The 18193-nt window shown below is 65.8% G+C and carries 19 protein-coding genes; 17 read left to right on the top strand and 2 right to left on the bottom strand.

Going from position 1 to position 18193, the window contains the following annotated elements:
• The first annotated feature begins 2 nt into the window (after window positions 1-2).
• From mnmE to EIO64_RS10265, 11 genes are all read left to right on the top strand, one after another.
• Window positions 3-1397, top strand: a complete 1395-nt coding sequence (gene mnmE, locus EIO64_RS10315) for a tRNA uridine-5-carboxymethylaminomethyl(34) synthesis GTPase MnmE (RefSeq protein ID WP_136891302.1) — start codon at window positions 3-5, stop codon at window positions 1395-1397.
• A 116-nt stretch (window positions 1398-1513) separates the two neighbouring features.
• Window positions 1514-2095, top strand: coding sequence for a DUF1836 domain-containing protein (locus EIO64_RS10310; RefSeq protein WP_021750440.1), 582 nt, complete (start codon window positions 1514-1516; stop codon window positions 2093-2095).
• A gap of 2 nt (window positions 2096-2097) precedes the next feature.
• Window positions 2098-2970, top strand: a complete 873-nt coding sequence (locus tag EIO64_RS10305; protein ID WP_136891301.1) for a DegV family protein — start codon at window positions 2098-2100, stop codon at window positions 2968-2970.
• 89 nt (window positions 2971-3059) lie between these two features.
• Window positions 3060-4034 carry a 50S ribosomal protein L11 methyltransferase gene (gene prmA, locus EIO64_RS10300; protein WP_119311963.1) on the top strand — a complete coding sequence of 325 codons (975 nt, stop codon included), beginning with the start codon at window positions 3060-3062 and terminating at the stop codon, window positions 4032-4034.
• 28 nt (window positions 4035-4062) lie between these two features.
• Entirely contained in the window at window positions 4063-5058 is a 996-nt protein-coding gene (locus EIO64_RS10295; RefSeq protein ID WP_119311846.1) for a bile acid:sodium symporter family protein, read from the top strand.
• A 138-nt stretch (window positions 5059-5196) separates the two neighbouring features.
• Window positions 5197-5997 (top strand): ParB/RepB/Spo0J family partition protein, encoded by an 801-nt coding sequence (locus EIO64_RS10290; RefSeq protein WP_021750436.1) that lies wholly within the window; start codon window positions 5197-5199, stop codon window positions 5995-5997.
• Between the two features lie 127 nt (window positions 5998-6124).
• Window positions 6125-8023 (top strand): VanW family protein, encoded by a 1899-nt coding sequence (locus EIO64_RS10285; protein WP_136891300.1) that lies wholly within the window; start codon window positions 6125-6127, stop codon window positions 8021-8023.
• Window positions 8024-8142: 119 nt separating this feature from the next.
• A complete protein-coding gene (locus EIO64_RS10280; RefSeq protein WP_036636562.1) occupies window positions 8143-8802 on the top strand; it encodes a TVP38/TMEM64 family protein in 660 nt (219 codons plus the stop codon).
• A 28-nt stretch (window positions 8803-8830) separates the two neighbouring features.
• Window positions 8831-9943, top strand: coding sequence for an acyltransferase (locus EIO64_RS10275; protein WP_158629765.1), 1113 nt, complete (start codon window positions 8831-8833; stop codon window positions 9941-9943).
• Window positions 9944-9953: 10 nt separating this feature from the next.
• Window positions 9954-10460, top strand: coding sequence for a signal peptidase II (lspA, locus tag EIO64_RS10270; RefSeq protein ID WP_021748676.1), 507 nt, complete (start codon window positions 9954-9956; stop codon window positions 10458-10460).
• Window positions 10429-11346, top strand: coding sequence for an RluA family pseudouridine synthase (locus EIO64_RS10265; RefSeq protein WP_136891298.1), 918 nt, complete (start codon window positions 10429-10431; stop codon window positions 11344-11346). Before lspA ends, EIO64_RS10265 begins: the two co-directional genes overlap by 32 nt.
• Window positions 11347-11364: 18 nt before the next feature.
• Here EIO64_RS10265 and EIO64_RS10260 read toward each other — a convergent pair whose 3' ends face one another.
• Window positions 11365-11622 carry a hypothetical protein gene (locus EIO64_RS10260; protein WP_036629957.1) on the bottom strand — a complete coding sequence of 86 codons (258 nt, stop codon included), beginning with the start codon at window positions 11620-11622 and terminating at the stop codon, window positions 11365-11367.
• Between the two features lie 94 nt (window positions 11623-11716).
• On the opposite strand from EIO64_RS10260, the gene EIO64_RS10255 reads away from it, so the two are divergent.
• The 4 genes from EIO64_RS10255 (at window position 11717) to EIO64_RS19025 (ending at window position 14179) form a co-directional block, all read left to right on the top strand.
• Window positions 11717-11920, top strand: coding sequence for a helix-turn-helix domain-containing protein (locus EIO64_RS10255; protein ID WP_021748673.1), 204 nt, complete (start codon window positions 11717-11719; stop codon window positions 11918-11920).
• 13 nt (window positions 11921-11933) lie between these two features.
• On the top strand, window positions 11934-12638 hold the full coding sequence (locus tag EIO64_RS10250) for an HAD family hydrolase (RefSeq protein WP_119311841.1): 705 nt from the start codon (window positions 11934-11936) through the stop codon (window positions 12636-12638).
• A gap of 129 nt (window positions 12639-12767) precedes the next feature.
• Window positions 12768-14057: a tRNA (N6-isopentenyl adenosine(37)-C2)-methylthiotransferase MiaB gene (gene miaB / locus EIO64_RS10245; protein ID WP_346730039.1), complete on the top strand. Its 1290-nt coding sequence runs from the start codon at window positions 12768-12770 to the stop codon at window positions 14055-14057.
• Window positions 13970-14179: a TRAM domain-containing protein gene (locus EIO64_RS19025; protein ID WP_346730038.1), complete on the top strand. Its 210-nt coding sequence runs from the start codon at window positions 13970-13972 to the stop codon at window positions 14177-14179. The genes miaB and EIO64_RS19025 overlap by 88 nt, the downstream gene beginning before the upstream one ends.
• Here EIO64_RS19025 and EIO64_RS10240 read toward each other — a convergent pair.
• Entirely contained in the window at window positions 14176-14421 is a 246-nt protein-coding gene (locus EIO64_RS10240) for a hypothetical protein (RefSeq protein WP_021750636.1), read from the bottom strand. The genes EIO64_RS19025 and EIO64_RS10240 overlap by 4 nt on opposite strands.
• 100 nt (window positions 14422-14521) lie before the next feature.
• On the opposite strand from EIO64_RS10240, the gene EIO64_RS10235 reads away from it, so the two are divergent.
• Both EIO64_RS10235 and mutS read left to right on the top strand, forming a co-directional pair.
• Window positions 14522-14722: a helix-turn-helix domain-containing protein gene (locus tag EIO64_RS10235; RefSeq protein ID WP_021750635.1), complete on the top strand. Its 201-nt coding sequence runs from the start codon at window positions 14522-14524 to the stop codon at window positions 14720-14722.
• Between the two features lie 842 nt (window positions 14723-15564).
• Complete coding sequence (gene mutS / locus EIO64_RS10230) at window positions 15565-18171, top strand: DNA mismatch repair protein MutS (protein ID WP_174233006.1); 2607 nt, start codon at window positions 15565-15567, stop codon at window positions 18169-18171.
• The last annotated feature ends 22 nt before the right edge of the window (window positions 18172-18193 follow it).

Genomic DNA, 18193 nt, shown 5'->3' with positions numbered 1-18193 from the left:
AGATGGATGTGATCGCGGCAATCGCCACTGGAAGCGCCGCCACCGCCATCGGAATCGTCCGGGTGTCGGGAGACGGGTGCTTCGCCCTGTGCGGGCGGGTGTTCCGGGCGGCTGGCGGCCGTCCCTTTGCCGCCCAGGAGCCCCGGAAAATGGTGTTCGGAGAGATGCTGGACCGGGCGGGCCGGGTCATTGACCGGGGCCTTGCGGTGCGGTTCCCGGGGCCGGGCAGCTACACCGGGGAGGACTGCGCAGAGTTCCACTGCCACGGCTCCCCCGTGGTGCTGCGGGAGCTGCTGTCTGCCCTCTTCGCTGCCGGGGCCCGGCAGGCCCAGGCGGGGGAGTTCACCAAGCGGGCGTTTTTGAACGGCCGGATGGACCTGACCCAGGCGGAGGCGGTGGTGGACCTGATCGACGCGGAGACCGCCGCCGCGGCCAGAAACGCCGCCGCCCAGCTGGACGGCGGCCTGCGCCGGGTGCTGGAGCCGGTCCAGGAGGAGCTGCTGGAAGTCACCTCCCGGTTTTACGCGGTGGTGGACTACCCGGACGAGGACATTCAGGATGTGCGGCCGGAGGAGATCGCCGCTGCCCTCCGGTCCGCCGCTGGGCGGCTGGAGCGGCTGCTGGACACCTGCCGCCGGGGACAGGTACTGAAATCCGGCGTCCGCACGGCTATTGTGGGCCGGCCCAACGCGGGCAAGTCTTCGCTGCTCAACGCCCTGGCGGGGTATGAGCGGGCCATCGTCACCGACATCCCCGGCACCACCCGGGACACGGTGGAGGAGTCCGTACTCTGCGGCGGGGTCCTGCTGCGGCTCATCGATACCGCCGGCATCCGGGCCACGGAGGACCCGGTGGAACAGCTGGGGGTGGAGCGGAGCCGGAGAGCCATCGCCTCCGCGGAGCTGGTGCTGGCGGTGGTGGATGGTGCGGTGCCGGAGGACCCGGAAGAGGGATCTCTGCTGGCGGATGTGGCCCGGTGCGGAGTTCCTTGGCTCCTGGTGTTCACTAAGCGGGATATGGCGGGGGGGCTGCGGACGGCTGGGGCGGTCTTTCCCGCCGGAGAGGGCCCTCTGGCCCCGCCTGCCGCCGTGGTGTCCCTGTCCTCCGTCACTGGCGAGGGACTGGAGGACCTGGGAAACGCCGTAGCAGCCCTGTTTCCCGCCGGGGACCCGGGGGAGGCGGGCAGCCTGCTGACCGACCGGCGGCAGGAGGACGCCGCCCGCCGGGCCCTGGACGCAGTCCGCCGGGCTTTGGAGGCCCTGGAGACCGGAATGACCCCGGATGCGGTGCTCACAGACGCGGAGGAGGCCCTGGACGCGCTGGGAGAGCTGACAGGCCGCACGGCGAAGGAGGAGATTGTCTCCCGCATTTTTTCCCGATTCTGTGTGGGAAAATAACTGCTAACAGAAAATGCAATACCGGACCCTGGAAAACGTGATTTACAAAATCAGATTTGCGTGGTATACTACCTCTGAATAAAAGCCGTGCCGCACGGCGGAAGGAGTGTATCCGCATGTATGATCTGACGGCCCTGCGGGAGAGGCTGCGGACCCAGCGCCCGGTGCCCTGGGACCAGCTGCCGGACTTCTCCCTATATATGGACCAGGTGCTCAGCTATATGGACCGGCAGGTGATCCGGTTCGACGAGGATGACGGCCTCACCGCCGCCATGGTGAACAACTACACGAAGAGCGGCCTGGTGCCCCGGGCGGAGGGGAAGAAATACAACCGGGACCACCTGGCCTATCTCACCGCTATCTGTGTGTTGAAGCGGGTGATGTCCACCCGGGATATGGATCTGCTGATCCGGGAGGAGCTGCAGGGGGACCGGCCCATCTCCGACGGGTACGCCGCCTTCTGCGGGAGCCTCAACAAGGCGCTGAACGCCGTGGCCGATGAGATGGAGGACCGCACCGGGGAGGAGGAGCTGGCGGATGCGGCCATCCACTTTGCTCTGATGAGCTACGCCGCCGGCGTGGCCAGCAGCCGGTATGTGACGCTGCTGCGCCAGCGGCAGGAGGCCCGGGAGGAGGCAGCAAGCGCCGCCCACGCCAAAAGCAAAGAACGGGCCAAAAAGGAAAAGGAGAAGGACTGAGCATGGATGATTTTGTGATCCTGACAGACAGCTGCTGCGACATGACCGCCCGGATGGCGGCGGATCTGGAGCTGGAGGTGCTGCCCCTGAGCCTGAATATGGAGGACCGGGTGTACCACAACTACCTGGACGGCCGGGAGATCGGCTTCCAGGACTTCTATGCCCGGCTCCGCGCCGGCGCCCTGGCGACCACCTCCGCCATCAGCGTGGGCGTGTTTGATGAGGCTATGCGGAAGATTCTGGATAGCGGCAGGGACGTGCTGTACCTGGCCTTTTCCTCCGCGCTCTCCACCACCTACCAGTCGGCGGTGATCGCCGCCGATGACCTGCGGGAGGCATACCCCGGACGGAAGATCTTTGTGGTGGACACGCTCAGCGCCTCTTTGGGCCAGGGGCTGCTGGTATACCTCTGCGTCCAGGAAAAGCGGAAGGGGAAGACCATCGACCAGGTCCACGTCTTTGCGGAGGAGACCAAGGCGAAGGTGTGCCACTGGTTCACCGTGGATGACCTGAACCATCTGAAGCGTGGCGGCCGGGTCAGCGCTGCGGCGGCCCTGCTCGGCACCATGCTGTCCATCAAGCCGGTGCTGCATGTGGATGACACGGGCCATCTGGTGCCCGTCAGCAAGACCCGGGGGCGGAAGGCGTCCCTGCTGGCCCTGGTGGACCGCATGGCGGAGAGCGCCATCGACCCGGCGGGGCAGACCATCTTCATCAGCCACGGGGACTGCGAGGCAGACGCTGAGTTTGTGGCGGACGAGGTGCGGCGCCGCTTCGGCGTACAGGACATCTATATCAACTACGTGGGGCCGGTCATCGGCAACCACTCTGGCCCTGGCACGCTGGCCCTGTTCTTCCTGGGCAGCCGCCGGTGAGGACGGACGGAAAAGCGTCCCTTCAGAGGGGCGCTTTTCCCTGGAGATCAAATATAATTCCGCTCCGGCGGAGAGATGAGGTGACGGCTGTGAAATGGCTGGAGGTACATATCGACACAAACCACACCGGACTGGAGCCGGTGGAGACGATGCTCTCCGCCCTGGGCATCGACGGTGTGGTGATCGATGACGAGACGGAGTTCGAGGACTTCCTGGAGAACAACGGGCAGTACTGGGACTATGTGGACGAGGATTTGCGGCAGGAGATGCAGGGCCGGTCCCGGATCACCTTCTATCTGGAGGCGGGGGACGAGGGCTTCGCCAAGCTGGGGGAGGTCCGCATCGCCCTGGAGGAGCTGAAAAAGACCCGGGACGACTGCGGCACCCTGCTGATGACCCTGGATGACCTGGAGGACGCCGACTGGGAGAACAACTGGAAGCAGTATTACAAGCCCATGGAGATTGGAGACCGGCTGCTGGTGGTGCCGGAGTGGCTGCGGGAGGACCCCAAGGTCCGGGCGGGCCTTGCCGCCGGGCGGGTGGCCCTGGTGTTGGATCCGGGCCTCACCTTCGGCACCGGCAGTCATGCCACCACCCGCCTGTGCCTGACGGCGCTGGAGAAGACCATCCGCGGCGGCGAGCGGGTACTGGACCTGGGCTGCGGCAGCGGTATCCTCTCCATCGCGGCGCTGAAGCTGGGGGCGGCCTCCGCCGCGGCGGTGGATATCGACGACAAGTGCCGGGACGTAGCCTATGAGAACGCCGCCCTCAACGGCATCGGGCAGGACACCTACACCGTCCGGATCGGAGATGTACTGGGGGACGCGGTTCTGCGGGCGGATCTGGGCGGCGGCTGGCAGATGGTGGTGGCTAATATCGTGGCGGACGTCATCATCGGCCTTTCTCCGCTGGTGCGGCCCATGCTGGCTCCGGGCGGACTGTTCCTCTGCTCCGGCATCATCGACGACCGGGCGCAGGAGGTGGCGGACCGCCTGCGGGAAAACGGCTGGGAGATCCTGGAGACACGGAGCGCTGAGGGCTGGTTTTCCTATCTCTGCCGCTGAACAGGAACTAGAAAAGAGGGGATCGGATTTGAAAACGCTCGGCCGCCTGGATGGCTTCCTGGGCGGACACATGGCGCCGGTGGTGCTCTGCTGTGTGGCGCTGGGTATTGCCTTTCCGGAGGTGCTCTCCCACCTGAACGGGGTGACGGTAGGGCTGTTCGCCTTCATGACTTTTTCCAACAGCCTGGGCGGCGGCTTCCGGGAGCTGGCGCAGGTGGTCCGCCACCCTCTGCCGGTGGCGGTGATTTTCGGCCTGCTCCACGTGGTGATGCCCCTCATTACCCTGGGCCTGGGGACGCTGTGCTTTCCGGACGCGCCGCTGTTTACCATCGGGCTGGTGCTGGAGTATGCAGTGCCCACCGGTGTGGCGTCCCTCATGTGGGTGGGCATGAGTCGGGGCAATACCGCCCTGTGCCTCTCGGTGGTGCTGCTGGATACACTCCTCTCCCCGGTGGTGATCCCCCTGACCATGAAGCTGCTGGTGGGCTCGGTGGTGGAGCTGGACACCTGGGGCATGATGCGGGACCTGCTGCTGATGGTGGCGCTTCCGGCTCTGGTAGCCATGGTGCTGTACCAGCTGACAAAGGGTGCCGTGGCGGTCACGCTGAAGCCGAAGCTGTCCCTGCCCGCCAAGGCGGCCCTGCTGCTCATCATCACGGCCAATGCCACCGGCTGCGCGCCCTTCCTCCGGAACCTGACACCGACCCTGGTGCGGGTGATGATCGTGGTGTTCTTCCTGTGCCTGTTGGGCTTTTTCCTGGGGTATTGGGCGGGGCGGCTGTTGAAGCTGGACTTCCCCACAGTGCAGACTGTCGCCCTCAACGCCGGGATGCGGAACATCAGCGCTGGGGCGGTGCTGGCCGAGGCCTATTTCCCCGGAGACGTGCTGTTTCCGGTGGCCTTTTCTCCGGTGTTCCTCCAGGCCACCACGGCCCTGATCGTGAAGGCCCTGCGGGCCACCAGGCCCGGCCGGGCGGATCAGGCGGCCTACGAAGCGCGCCTGGCGGAGGAACCGTCCCGGTAATGGAATATGCAGTGTTCGCATGGCGGCCGCCCATTGGGCGGCCGCTTTTCCTGCGGAGTGGGGGACGCCTCGACAGATTCCCCCTGCCTTTTTGGAACAGGACCTGTAAAATAAAGGAAATGAAACGGAGGTGGTCCCATGGACAGGCCGGAACGGAAGGTGCTGTGGCTCCCGGCGGCGGAAATCCGCCCCAATCCCATGCAGCCCCGGCGGACCTTTGAGGAGACGGGGCTCCGGGAGTTGGCGGAATCCATCCGCCGCCACGGTATCCTCCAGCCCCTGACGGTGCGGCGGACCGCGGCGGGCTGGGAGCTGGTGGCGGGGGAGCGGCGGCTGCGGGCAGCCGTGCTGGCGGGTCTGGAGACCGTCCCCTGCCTGGAGGCGGAGGTGGACGGGCGGGCCTCCGCCCTGCTGGCCCTTGTGGAGAATTTGCAGCGCAAGGATCTGCATTACCTGGAGGAGGCGGAGGCCATCGCCGCCTTTCTCCACCAGACGGGCATGACCCAGGAGGCGGTGGCGGCCCAGCTGGGCATGTCCCCCTCGGCTCTGGCCAACAAGCTGCGGCTGCTGCGGCTGTCCCCGGCCTGCCGGGCGCTGCTGGTGGAACACGGATTGACGGAGCGTCACGCCCGCTGCCTGCTGCGGCTGGAGGACGAGGGCGAGCGGCTGACCGCCCTGCGCCAGGCGGCGGCGAAGCACTGGAATGTGGCCCAGACGGAGCAGTATGTAGAGCGGCGGCTGGCAGCCCTCCAGACCGCGCCGCCCGCAGGACGGCGGACGTACATCATCAAGGACGTGCGATTGTTTTTGAACAGTGTGGACCGGGGGCTGCGGCTGATTCGGGACGCAGGTGTGGACGCCCGGACGGAGCGGGAGGAGACAGAGGACGAAATCGTTCTGACGCTCCGCATTCCGAAACAGCGTCGGAAAGAGGCCTGAAACTTCTGATTGTTACGGGATTGTAATCCATTTTCCAGAAAAAACGTGCTAAAATAAAATCCTGAATGCATAAGCTAGGACAGCACGGCTTGTCTGGGCGATCCGACAGAACAACAGGAGGGGCTTCATGGAACCGAATACGAACGAAGCCACCGCGCCGAAGCGGCTGAAAACCGGCGGCAAAAAGCCGATAATTATCATAGGAGTTATTGTGGCGGTATTGCTTGCCGCCTATGTGGGCCTGTGCGCCTATGCCAATTCCCTGGATATATTTTACCCTAACACCACCATCAATGGTGTGGACGTGGCAGGCCTCACAGCGGAGCAGGCCGCGGAGCGGCTGCGGCAGGAGATTCCGGAGGAAACCGTAGAGTTTTATTTACCGCTGGCCGATGAGACCGGGGATGGGGAATCCGCGCCGGAGGGAGATATGCTGTACGGCGCAGACCCCGACGCCGTATGCACCTATCGGGAGCTGGGCATCACAGAGGAACTGGACTATGAGGTCAGTGCCCAATCCGCATTTGATGCCGTGCAGGGCCGGAGCAGCTTTTTTGTCAAGGGCTGGGAGTATCTTGCCTGCCTGGTCGGAGCAGATGGACAACTGGGCGTCGTGCTGGAGCCGGAGGAGGATATCTTCCAGGTAAAAATGGAACAGCTCAGTGAGCAGTTCTCCCGGGAGGCCCAGGACGCCTCCTACGAGGTGACGGAGGATGCCGTCGAAATCACAAAAGCCCTGAACGGACTGTCCGTGTCCGCCGCAGATCTTGCGCGGACTGCACAGGAAAGATGGACTGGCAGCGGCAATGGCGCGGCGGCCAGCGTGTTTGTGAACAACGCTCGGATCCTTCCCGCCAAGACCCTCACCGCCCAGGAGATCTACGACGATTGCTCCGGCGTGGTGAAGAACGCCTCCTATGACAAGGAGACGGGCGCCATCGTACCGGAGGAGGCCGGAGCGGACTTCGATGTGGACGAGGCCCAGCGGCTGCTGGACGCAGCCGCGCCCGGCGAGACCGTCACCGTCCCCGCCCAGGTGGAGCTGCCCGCCGTCACGGCGGAGGAGCTGGAGCAGGTGCTGTTCCGGGACGTGCTGGGCGAGGCCCGCACCCATGTGGGCGGCACCTCCGCCCGCCGGTCCAATGTGAAGCTGTCCGCCGCATCCATCAACGAGTATGTGATGAACAGCGGCGACGTGTTCTCCTACAATGACGTGGTGGGCCAGCGGACCGCCGCCCGGGGCTATCAGGCGGCTCCCGCCTATGTCCAGGGGGAGACGGTGGACGAGATCGGCGGCGGCATCTGCCAGACTTCCTCCACGCTGTACCTGGCCTGCCTGCGGTCCAACCTGGAGATCACGGAGCGGTACGCCCACCGCTACGTCCCCGCCTATATCACCGCGGGCATGGACGCCACGGTGTCCTGGGGCGGGCCGGACTACAAGTTCACCAACAACTCCCTGTACCCCATCAAGATCGTCACCATCTATGAAAACAATTACCTGACGGTCCGGATCCTGGGCACCAATGTGGACGGCACCAGCGTGAAGATGACCAACGAGCACCTCTCCACCACGCCCTATGAGACGGTGTATGAGGACGACCCCACCCTGGCGCCGGGCACGGAGAAGGTCAAGACCACGCCCTACACCGGGTACAAGTACCGGACATACCGCAATGTCTACGACGCCAACGGCAAGCTGATCTCCTCCACTTACGAGGCCACCAGCGACTACAAGTCCCGCAATAAGGTGATCCTCCGGGGCCCGGCGGTAGAGCCCGCCGACGGCGGCGCCCAGATCCCAACGGACACCACCGAGCCCACCACGCCGGTGGAGCCCACGGAGCCCCAGGACCCTGATGTCCCCGCAGAGCCTACAGAACCCACGACGCCGGATAATGGCTGGACCATCCAGACGCCGGAGCAGGACGGCCAGCAGACAGCGGAAGGGCAGACCGGCACCGGGACCACTGGGGAGTCCGAACTTTCCACGGACGTCCTGCCCCAGGACGAACCCTTTGTATGACCGCCAGGGGAATTCTGTCACTATTTGCAGAAAGAGGCAGCCGGATTTCCGGCTGCCTCTTCGTCTTTTTCCGCCCGCCGCATATACTAGCCCTATCTGACGCGGGCGGGAGGACGGCTATGGAAAAACATGCCTTTCATGTCTGGCGGTACGGGGCGCCGCTGCTGGTGCTGGCAGCGGGCGCCGCCGCCCTCTGGCCGTTCCGCCATCAGTTGACGGCGGAGGCCATCGCCGCCTTTTCCCCCCGGCAGACGGTTCTGGCGGCGTCGTTCCTGGTGGGGCTGTACGCCCTCAAGAGCCTCTCCGTCTGCTTTCCCATGTCCGCCCTCACGGCGGCGGGGGGACTGCTGTTTCCCTTCCCCCTGGCGCTGGCGGTGAACCTCTGCGGCACCGGGGTGGCCCAGACCATCCCCTTTTTCCTGGGGCGGCGGGAGCAGGGGGGACTGGAGGCCCTGGCGGAGCGGATTCCCCGGGTGGCGGGCGTCTGCCGGGCCCAGGCGGAGAACCCGTGGCTGTCCGTCTTTCTGCTGCGGCTGGCGGGGGCATCGCCGGGGGACGTGGTGAGCCTCTATCTGGGGGCCTCCGGCACGCCCTACGGCACGTATCTCTCCGCCGGGCTGCTGGGCGGCCTGCCCCGGATTGCCTGCGCCACCGTGCTGGGCGGCGCGCTGTGGCAGCCGGGGAGCGGGCGCTTCTGGCTGTCCCTGGCGGCGGGCGGGGCGCTGACGGCCCTCTCCGGCGTTATCTGGCTCCTGTGGCGGCGCCGCAGGAGGGCGTGAAGCGGCGGTTGCTTTTTTCTGCCAAACCGTGTACACTGTTGTCGGCAAGCTCGATCTGTCCAATGAGGGAGATGGTCGGATGCAGACGCTGACACAGCGCCGCAGCGTGCCGGTGGACGCGGCCAAGACCGCTGCCATCTTCGGCACGCTGCTGATCCATGCCTCCGCCGCCGGGGGCTTTGCGGGAGCGCCGGGGTCCTTTGGGTGGACCTCCGCCCTGTTCTGGAACTGCCTGCTGCGCAGCGCGGTGCCGGTGTTCTTCCTGTGCAGCGGCGCGCTGCTGCTGCCGCCGGAAAAGGAGGTCACCGTCCGGCGGGTGTGGACGAAGTACATCCCCCGCATCCTGGCGGCCCTGCTTTTCTGGGCCGCAGCCTATGAGGGTGTGGAGCTGCTGCGGGGCTGGCGCGCTGCGGGCGTGCTGGAGCGGACGGCCCTCCGGCAGGCGGCGCTGAATCTGGTGCTGTTCCATCACAAGAACCATCTCTATTACCTCCACATCATTCTGCTGGTGTACGCGGTGCTGCCCCTGACCCGCCGCCTTGTGGCGGCGGCGGACCGGCGGCTGCTGAACTACGCTCTGGGGATCTGGTTCGTGCTGGGGTGTCTGGCCCCCACGCTGAAATTCTTCCCGCCCCTGTCCCTCGTCGGCGGCATCCCTGCCCAGTACCCCATCAACCTGACTTGGTGCGCCGTGGGCTATGGTGTGCTGGGCGATGTCCTGACTCAGGAGGCGCCCCGCCACAGGCCCCGGACCTTCGTTTGGCTGTATTTGGCGGGCACGGCGCTGACCTTCGGCCTGACGCTGGCGGCCTCCGTCAAAACCGGGGCGCTGTATCAGGTGTTCCTCCAGGGGAGCGCCCCCGGCGTCTGTTTGCAGGCGGCGGGGCTGTACGGCTTCTGCGCCGCCCGGTGGCAGAACCGGGACCGCTGGCCCATGGCGGAGACCGTCTCCAAGGCGTCCTTCTGCATCTACTTGACGCACCTGTTCTTCCTGGACTTCCTGGCGGGCAGGGGCCTCTCCGCCGGGACGCTGCCGCCCGTCTGGGGCGTGCCGGTGCTGGCGGCCGCGGCCTTCGGGGGCGGCTTTCTGGTGTGGCTGGTCCTCCGGCGGGTGCCGGTGGTGAAAACCTATCTGATTTGAGGAGAAAACTATGCTGTATGCCCTTTGCGCCGCGCTGTCCCTGGCCCTGCTGGGCCTGGACCAGTGGGTGAAGCACTATGTCACCGTCAACATCCCCCTGGGGGAGGCCCAGCCCTTTCTGCCCGGGCTGGTAGAGCTGCGGACCGTCCACAACTACGGGGCGGCCTGGTCCAGCTTCTCCGGTATGCGCTGGCTGCTGGTGGCGGTCACCTCCGTCATCGTGATCGCGGTGGCGGTGGTCCTGCTCCGCCGGATCGTCCGGCACCCCCTGGGGGTGGCGGCGGGATTCCTGATCCTGTCCGGCGGCGTGGGGAACATCATCGACCGGGTGCGGCTGGGGTACGTGGTGGACATGTTCCACCTGGAGTTCTGGCCCTCCTATCCGGTGTTCAACGTGGCGGACATCTGCGTGGTGTGCGGCGCCGTGCTGGCGGTAATCTATTACCTATGGTTCTACGAGAAATACGACAAGAGAGGCAAGGCCCATGGAGACGCGGACGCTCCAAGTGAATCCTGAGGACACCGGCACCCGGCTGGACGCCTGGCTGGCCGGGCAGCTGCCGGACGTGACCCGCTCCGCCGCCGCCCGGCTGTGCGAGGAGGGGCGGGTCACCGCTGCCGGAAAGCCCCTGGCGAAAAACTACCGCCTGGGCGGGGGAGAGGCCGTGTCCGTTACCCTGCCGGACCCGGAGCCGGTGGACGTGGCGCCCCAGGACATCCCCCTGGATGTGGTGTACGAGGACAGCGACGTGATCGTGGTGAACAAGCCCAAGGGGCTGGTGGTCCATCCGGCCCCCGGCCACCCGGACGGCACGCTGGTCAATGCCCTGCTGCACCACTGCGGGGACTCCCTCTCCGGCATCGGGGGGGAGCTGCGGCCCGGCATCGTCCACCGGATCGACCGGGACACCTCCGGCCTCCTCATCGCGGCGAAAAACGACTTCGCCCACCAGAAGCTCTCCGCCCAGCTTCAGGACCACACCCTGGCCCGGATTTACCGCTGCATCGTGATCGGGAATCTCCGGGAGGACAGCGGCACGGTGGACGCCCCCATCGGCCGCCACCCGGCGGACCGGAAGAAGATGGCGGTGGTGGCGGGCGGCCGGAGCGCGGTGACCCACTGGTCCGTGCTGGAGCGGTTCCCCGGCTATACCTATGTGGAGTGCCGACTGGAGACCGGGCGCACCCACCAGATCCGGGTCCACATGGCGCACATCGGCCACCCCATTCTGGGGGACACGGTGTACGGGGCGAAAAAGCCCGTGCCGGGCCTCCAGGGGCAGTGCCTTCATGCGGTGGGGCTGCGGTTTCTCCATCCCCGGACCGGGGAGCTGGTGGAGCTGTGGTGCGACCTGCCGGAGGCGTTCCAGACCCAGCTGCGGAAGCTGGAGAACCGAGGATAGAACAACGCCGGGCCGCTCTCAGCGGTCCGGCGCGTTTGCACCCGGCAGCCGGGTGTCCGGCGGGTCCTGGTCCGGGGTGCGGGGGATCCACAGGGGGCAGGACTGATCCTCCCGCCGGTCCTTCATGCGGGGATGGGCGCAGTGGCCCAGGCTCAGGGGCAGAAAGCACCCGTTGGGGGCGTTCCGGGCCTGCCGCCCGTCCCGCCAGATGTAGTGCCGGGTAAAGTGGCCGCAGGAGCCGCAGTACACGTCATCCCGTTTCTCATATAGAGCCATTTTTATCACCTCATGAAAATTATATCGGCTACACCGATATAAGTCAATATCGCTTTCACCGATGCGGTATGTTATCGCTTGAGGTGATGGCATCATGTATTTGAGGAGAGTCAAGGAACTGCGAGAGGATTCGGACACACCGCAGAAAGTGATCGCGGAGTATCTCGGTGTGAAACAGAACACCTACTCAGACTACGAAAACGGAAAGATCAAGATACCGCTGGAAGTCTTTTTCAAATTGGCAGATTACTACAAGGTCAGCTTGGACTATTTAGCGGGCCGCACAGACAAGCGATAGAAGGAGGGCACCCATGTTCACAGCCATTCTCTGGGACTACGACGGCACCCTGGCCAACACGCCGGTGAAGAACATCGCCGTCACCAGGGCCGTCCTTGGCCGCCTGGACCCGGCCCTGCTGGACCCGCTGCCGGAGGCGCTTTCCTCCCTGGCCGCCTATCAGGCCGCCAACTACCGCTGGCGCAACTGGCGGGAGCTGTACCAGCACGCCCTCCGCGTCCCGGCGGACCGGCTGGACGAGGCGGGGGCCCTGTGGGGCCCCTGCCAGCTGGCGGACCGGACCCTGCCGCCCCTCTTCGGCGGGCTTTTGGAGGTTCTGCCCCGTCTGGCCGCCCTGGCCCCCATGGGCATCTGCTCCCAGAACGACAGCGGCAACATCCGCGCCGCCCTGGCCGCCCACGGCGCGGCGGACTGCTTTGCCGCCGTGGTGGGCCACGCGGACGTGGACTTCGCCCGTCAGAAGCCGGACCCCGCCGCCTTCCTGGCCTGCCTGGACCGGCTGGGGCTTCGGGAGGGGCGCTTCGCCTACATCGGGGACCACGCCGGGGACATCGCCTTCGGCCGCAATGCCCAGGCGGCCCTGCGGGCCATGGGCCGGGCGGCGGAGGTGGTCTGCGTGGCCGCCGCCTGGGGCGGCGCCCCGTCCGTGGATTTGGCGGCGGCGGACGCCGTGGCCGCCCGCCCCGCGGACCTGCCGGATCTGCTGGCAGACCTGTGACACAACAGCGGCCCCGCCGGGAAGTTCCCGGCGGGGCCGCTGTCTGCCTGCCGGAGGTTTCTGCTTGTGCTTTGTTTTCTGGTGTGCTATGATATTTTAGTTAAAGTATCTGCATTTGGAGGAACTGATTTGGAACGCGAAAACGTATTGATCCCCCAGGCGGACCTGGACCGCCAGCGGGAGTTTGAGGAGAAAATCCGCGGCCTGTTCGCCGCCCGGGAGGCTCACCCCGCGGCCTGTGTGGACACCTTCGGCTGCCAGCAGAATGTGGCGGACGGACAGAAGCTCATGGGGATGCTGGAGGCAAGCGGCTTCACCCTCACCCAGGACCCGAAGGAGGCCGATCTGGTGCTCCTGAACACCTGCGCCATCCGGGAGCACGCGGAGGACCGGGTGTTCGGCAACCTGGGCGCCCTGACCCACACCAAGAAGGAGAATCCGGAGCAGGTGATCTGCCTGTGCGGCTGCATGGCCCAGGAGCCCCGGGTGTCGGAGCGGATCAAAAAGTCCTATCCCCACGTGGATCTGGTGTTCGGCCCCCAGGCCCTGTGGAAGTTCCCGGAGCTTTTGTGGCAGGTGTATGAGACGAAGAAGCGGGTCTTTTCCGTCCAGGACGAGCACGGCACCATTGCCGAGGGCATCCCCGTGGTGCGGGAGAAGGGCGTGAAGGCCTGGGTCTCCATCATGTACGGATGCAACAACTTCTGCTCCTACTGCATCGTGCCCTATGTCCGGGGCCGGGAGCGGAGCCGGGACCCCCAGGCCGTGCTGGCGGAGGTCCGGCAGCTGGTGGAGGCGGGGTACAAGGACATCACCCTGCTGGGCCAGAACGTGAACTCCTACGGCAACGATCTGGATTTGGATTACCACTTCCCGGACCTGCTGGCGGACATCGACCGGATCCCGGGGGAATATCTCATCCGCTTCATGTCCAGCCACCCCAAGGACGCCACGCCCCGGCTGTTTGACGTGATGGCCGCAAGCTCTCATGTGGCCAAGCAGCTGCACCTGCCCTTCCAGTCCGGCAACGACCGGGTCCTGAAAGAGATGAACCGCCGCTACACCCGGCAGCAGTACCTGGATCTGGTGAACTACGCCAAGCGGGTCATGCCCGGGCTGGTATTGACCTCCGACGTCATCATCGGCTTCCCCGGCGAGACGGAGGCGGAGGCCATGGACACCGTGTCTCTGGTGGAGGAGGTGGGGTTTGACGCCCTGTTCACCTTCATCTACTCCCCCGCCCCGGCACCAAGGCCGCGGCCATGCCGGACCCGGCCACCCGGGCGGAGAAGCAGAAGTGGTTTGACAGGCTCCTGGAGGTCCAGAACAATATGTCCGCCAAGCTCCACGCCGCCTATGTGGGCAAAACGGTGCGGGTGCTGGTGGACGGCGAGAGCGACGACCCGGAGTACCCCCTGACCTCCCGGACGGAGGGCAACCGTCTGGTGCGGCTGAAAGGGGACAAGGCCCTGATCGGGCAGTTCGCGGATGTGGCCGTCACCGGCAGCAACACCTGGGCGCTGTACGGCGAGGCCGTTTAACGGTAGACCTCCCGCGCGAGGAGGAAGGCCCTGCGGGCGTAGGCGTCCTGATAGGCGCTGCCTGCGGCGGCGGAGGCGTCCTCATAGGAATCCAGCAGCGCACGCTGCTGATCGGTGAGGGTGGCGGAAAGCGCGGTCAAGGCGTCGTTCGCCTGCTGGAGGGGGAGGAAGTAGTCCTTGCCCAGAGAGGGGTACAGCTCGTCCTCCAGGGCGGTGAGCAGGATGTCGATGTAATCGGACATAGGGGATCACTCCTGAATTTGTTTGACAGACACGATTGTGTCTTTTATAGTACGTATCATAGCAGACATATTTGTGTCTGTCAAGAGCGGAAGAGGAATTATGACGTTTGCAGAACACCTTCTTCAACTGAGAAAGCAAAGGGGCCTGAAACAAACCGAGCTGGCAAAAATCATCGGCATCGGTTGGCGGGCCTATCAGACGTATGAGCGTGGAGAGCGGGAACCGACCCTGTCCACACTGATTGCCCTGGCGGATTTCTACGGCCTGTCGCTGGATGAGCTGGTCTGCCGGGAGCGGTAGGGGCGGAACTGTGTGTCCGCCCGCCGGATTTCCGCCGGACCCCTGCAGGACCGTAGGGGCGGTTATCAACCGCCCGGGGGATTCAGCTGGGGTGCCAGCTGGGCAATGCGCCCCCCATTCTCTTTTTGGTTGCGCCAAAAAGAGAACGCGCCGCGCCCGGTGTAAGAGAAAAAGGCGCCGGGCGCGCTCCGGTGCAGTGGCCCTCCGCGCGTACGGGGGTCGGCGTACCAGTGCCTGCTCCGATTTGGCCTTGCCTTCGGGCACGCTATGCTCTTCTGCGATTTCCCCGACTGCCGTCCCGTGGCGGATGGTGCGGAAGTTGTCGGGGTGCAAGAACGCATTTGACCAGCTTCTCTTTCCGCGCGTTCCGCTTCGCTACGCGCTGCCCGGGCGGTTGTAGAGGCCGATGCCCTCATCGGCCCGCTGCGGAGGCTTTCATCAACCACCGGCCAGCGGCAGCGAAAATCAGCGCAGCGTGTATCCCAGACTTCCCCGGGCTGAAGGTTTCCCCAAGGGCCGGGCGTTTCCGTCTCTGACCGCCGCGCGGGATTGCCAACCTTCCCCCGCCGGCGGCAGGAGGTCTGCGCCTGCGCAGACCGACCCGCCGAGACATTTTTTCTTTTCCACCGGGCGCGGCGCATTTTCTTTTTGATGTCTCAAAAAGAAAATGGGGGGCGCATCCCGCATGGACAATGCCCCCGGCGGGAGCCAGACCCCTGTGGCCGCCGTTCGGCGGCCTGCCCAGCCCAGCCATCCACATGGCTGATTTCCCGCGTCCCATGGGACGCACCCCCATAAAACGAATCCAAATCCTTTGATAGAAAGAGAATGAGGTGACCCTTTTGGCCGAACTCACCCCCATGATGAAGCAGTACCTGGAGATCAAGAAGGACAATCCGGACTCCATCCTGTTCTTCCGGCTGGGCGACTTCTATGAGATGTTCGCTGACGACGCGAAGCTGGCCTCCCGGGAGCTGGACCTGACCCTCACCTCCCGGGACCACGGCAAGCACGCCAAGCCCGAGGAGGAGCGGGTGCCCATGTGCGGCATCCCCTACCACGCCAGTGAGGCCTACATCGCCCGGCTCATCGCCAAGGGCTACAAGGTGGCCATCTGTGAGCAGATGGAGGACCCGGCAACGGCCAAGGGGCTGGTGAAGCGGGATATCATCCGGGTGGTGACCCCCGGCACGGTGATTGACGCCGCCTGCCTGGAGGAGAAGGCCAGCAACTTCCTCTGCGGCATCTACATCGACAGCCAGAACGCCGGCGCGGCCTTCTGCGACATCTCCACCGGCAAGACCCACCTGACGGCCTTCTCCGGCCCGGACCGGGTGGAGCACGTCGTCAACGAGCTGGGCCGCTTTTCCCCGGCAGAGGCGGTGGTGAACGACGGGGCCGCCTCGGAAAAAGCCCTGACCGACGCCCTGACGGAGAAGTTCCGCTGCCGGGTGGAAAACGGCGGCGAGGGCCGCTTCCGCCTGGCGGAGGCGGAGCGAAACATCCGCCGCCAGTTCGGGGAGGAGGCGTTTGACCGCCTGCCCAGGACCAACCCGGCCGCGGCCATGGCCCTGGGGGGATTGCTGCACTACCTGTACGAGACCCAGAAGACGGACCTCTCTCACATCAACGACCTGGACTACTACGAGCAGGGCCGGTTTATGGAGTTGGACCTGACCGCCCGGCGGAACCTGGAGCTGACGGAGACCCTCCGGGACCGGGAGAAGAGAGGCTCCCTCCTGTGGGTGCTGGACAAGACCAGGACGCCCATGGGCGGGCGGCTGCTCCGCAGCTGGCTGGAGCGGCCGCTGCTGTCCGTCACCGCCATCGCCAAGCGCAATGCCGCCGTGGCCGCCCTGGTGGAGAGCACCATGGCGCGGGAGGAGCTCATCGCCGCCCTGACGGGCCTGGGAGATATGGAGCGGCTCATCGGCCGCATCGTCTACGGCACCGCCGGGGGACGGGACATGGTGTCCCTCCGCTCCGCCATCGAGCGGCTGCCCGCCCTCCGGGCCCAGCTGGCGGCCTTCTCCGGCGGACGGCTGGCGGAGCTGGCCGGGGAGCTGGACGACCTGACGGAGATCGGGGCACACATCGGCGCGGCCATCTGCGACGAGCCGCCGTTCTCCGTCCGGGAGGGCGGCTTCATCCGGGACGGCTACCACGAGGAGGTGGACCGCCTGCGGCACATCATGAACGGCGGCAAGGGCGTCCTGGCGGAGATCGAGGCCAAGGAGAAGGAGCGCACCGGCATCCGGACCCTGAAGATCGGCTACAACAAGGTCTTCGGCTATTACATCGAGGTGTCCAACTCCTTCAAGGACCAGGTGCCGGACACCTACATCCGCAAGCAGACCCTGGTGAACGGGGAGCGGTACATCACCCAGGAGCTGAAGGACTTGGAACACGAGATCCTCACCGCCTCGGACCGGGTGGTGGCATTGGAGTATGAGCTCTTCACGGCGCTGCGGCAGGAGATCTCCGCCCAGAGCGCCCGCATCCAGCGGACTGCCGCCGCGGTGGCGGAGGTGGACGCCCTGGTGTCCTTCGCGGCGGTGGCGGTGCGGAACCACTACTGCCGCCCCACGGTGGACGAGTCTGGGGCCACCGAGATCCACGACGGCCGCCATCCGGTGGTGGAGCAGATGCTCAAGGACAGCCTCTTCGTCCCCAACGACACCTTCATGGGGGAGAAGGAGGACCGGGTGGCCATCATCACCGGCCCCAACATGGCGGGCAAGTCCACCTACATGCGCCAGGTGGCGCTGATCGTCCTCATGGCCCAGATGGGCTCCTTCGTCCCGGCGGCCAGCGCCCGCATCGGTGTGGTGGACCGGATCTTCACCCGCATCGGCGCCAGCGATGACCTGTCCGCCGGCCAGTCCACCTTCATGGTGGAGATGACGGAGGTGGCGGACATTCTGCGCCACGCCACGAAGCACTCTCTGCTGATTCTGGACGAGATCGGCCGGGGCACCAGCACCTTTGACGGCATGTCCATCGCCCGGGCGGTGCTGGAGTACTGCGCGGACAAGAAGCTGCTGGGGGCCAAGACCCTGTTCGCCACCCACTACCACGAGCTGACGGAGCTGGAGAACACCCTGCCCGGCACGGTCAACTACAACATCGCCGTCAAGACCCGGGGGGAGGACATCATCTTCCTGCGGAAGATCCTCCCCGGCGGGGCGGACCGCAGCTACGGCATCGAGGTGGCCAAGCTGGCGGGGCTGCCGGACAAGGTGGTCCAGCGGGCCAAAACGGTCCTGAAAGAGCTGGAGGAGGAGAACGGCGTTCAGTACGTAGCGGCCCGGAAAGAGGAGGACCAGGTGTCCCTCACCGCCATCGGCGAGGGGGAGGTGCTGGACGCCCTCCGCCGCTGCCAGCCGGACACGCTGACGCCCATTGAGGCGATGAGCCTGATCTACGAGTGGAAGCAGAAGCTCAACTGAGCACCCGGCCGGGCAGGCACGG

It is taken from the genome of Dysosmobacter welbionis, assembly GCF_005121165.3.
Lineage (GTDB): Bacteria > Bacillota > Clostridia > Oscillospirales > Oscillospiraceae > Oscillibacter > Oscillibacter welbionis.
The sequence above is the reverse complement of the archived record's forward strand: the minus strand, read 5'-3'. Positions and strand labels throughout refer to the sequence as shown.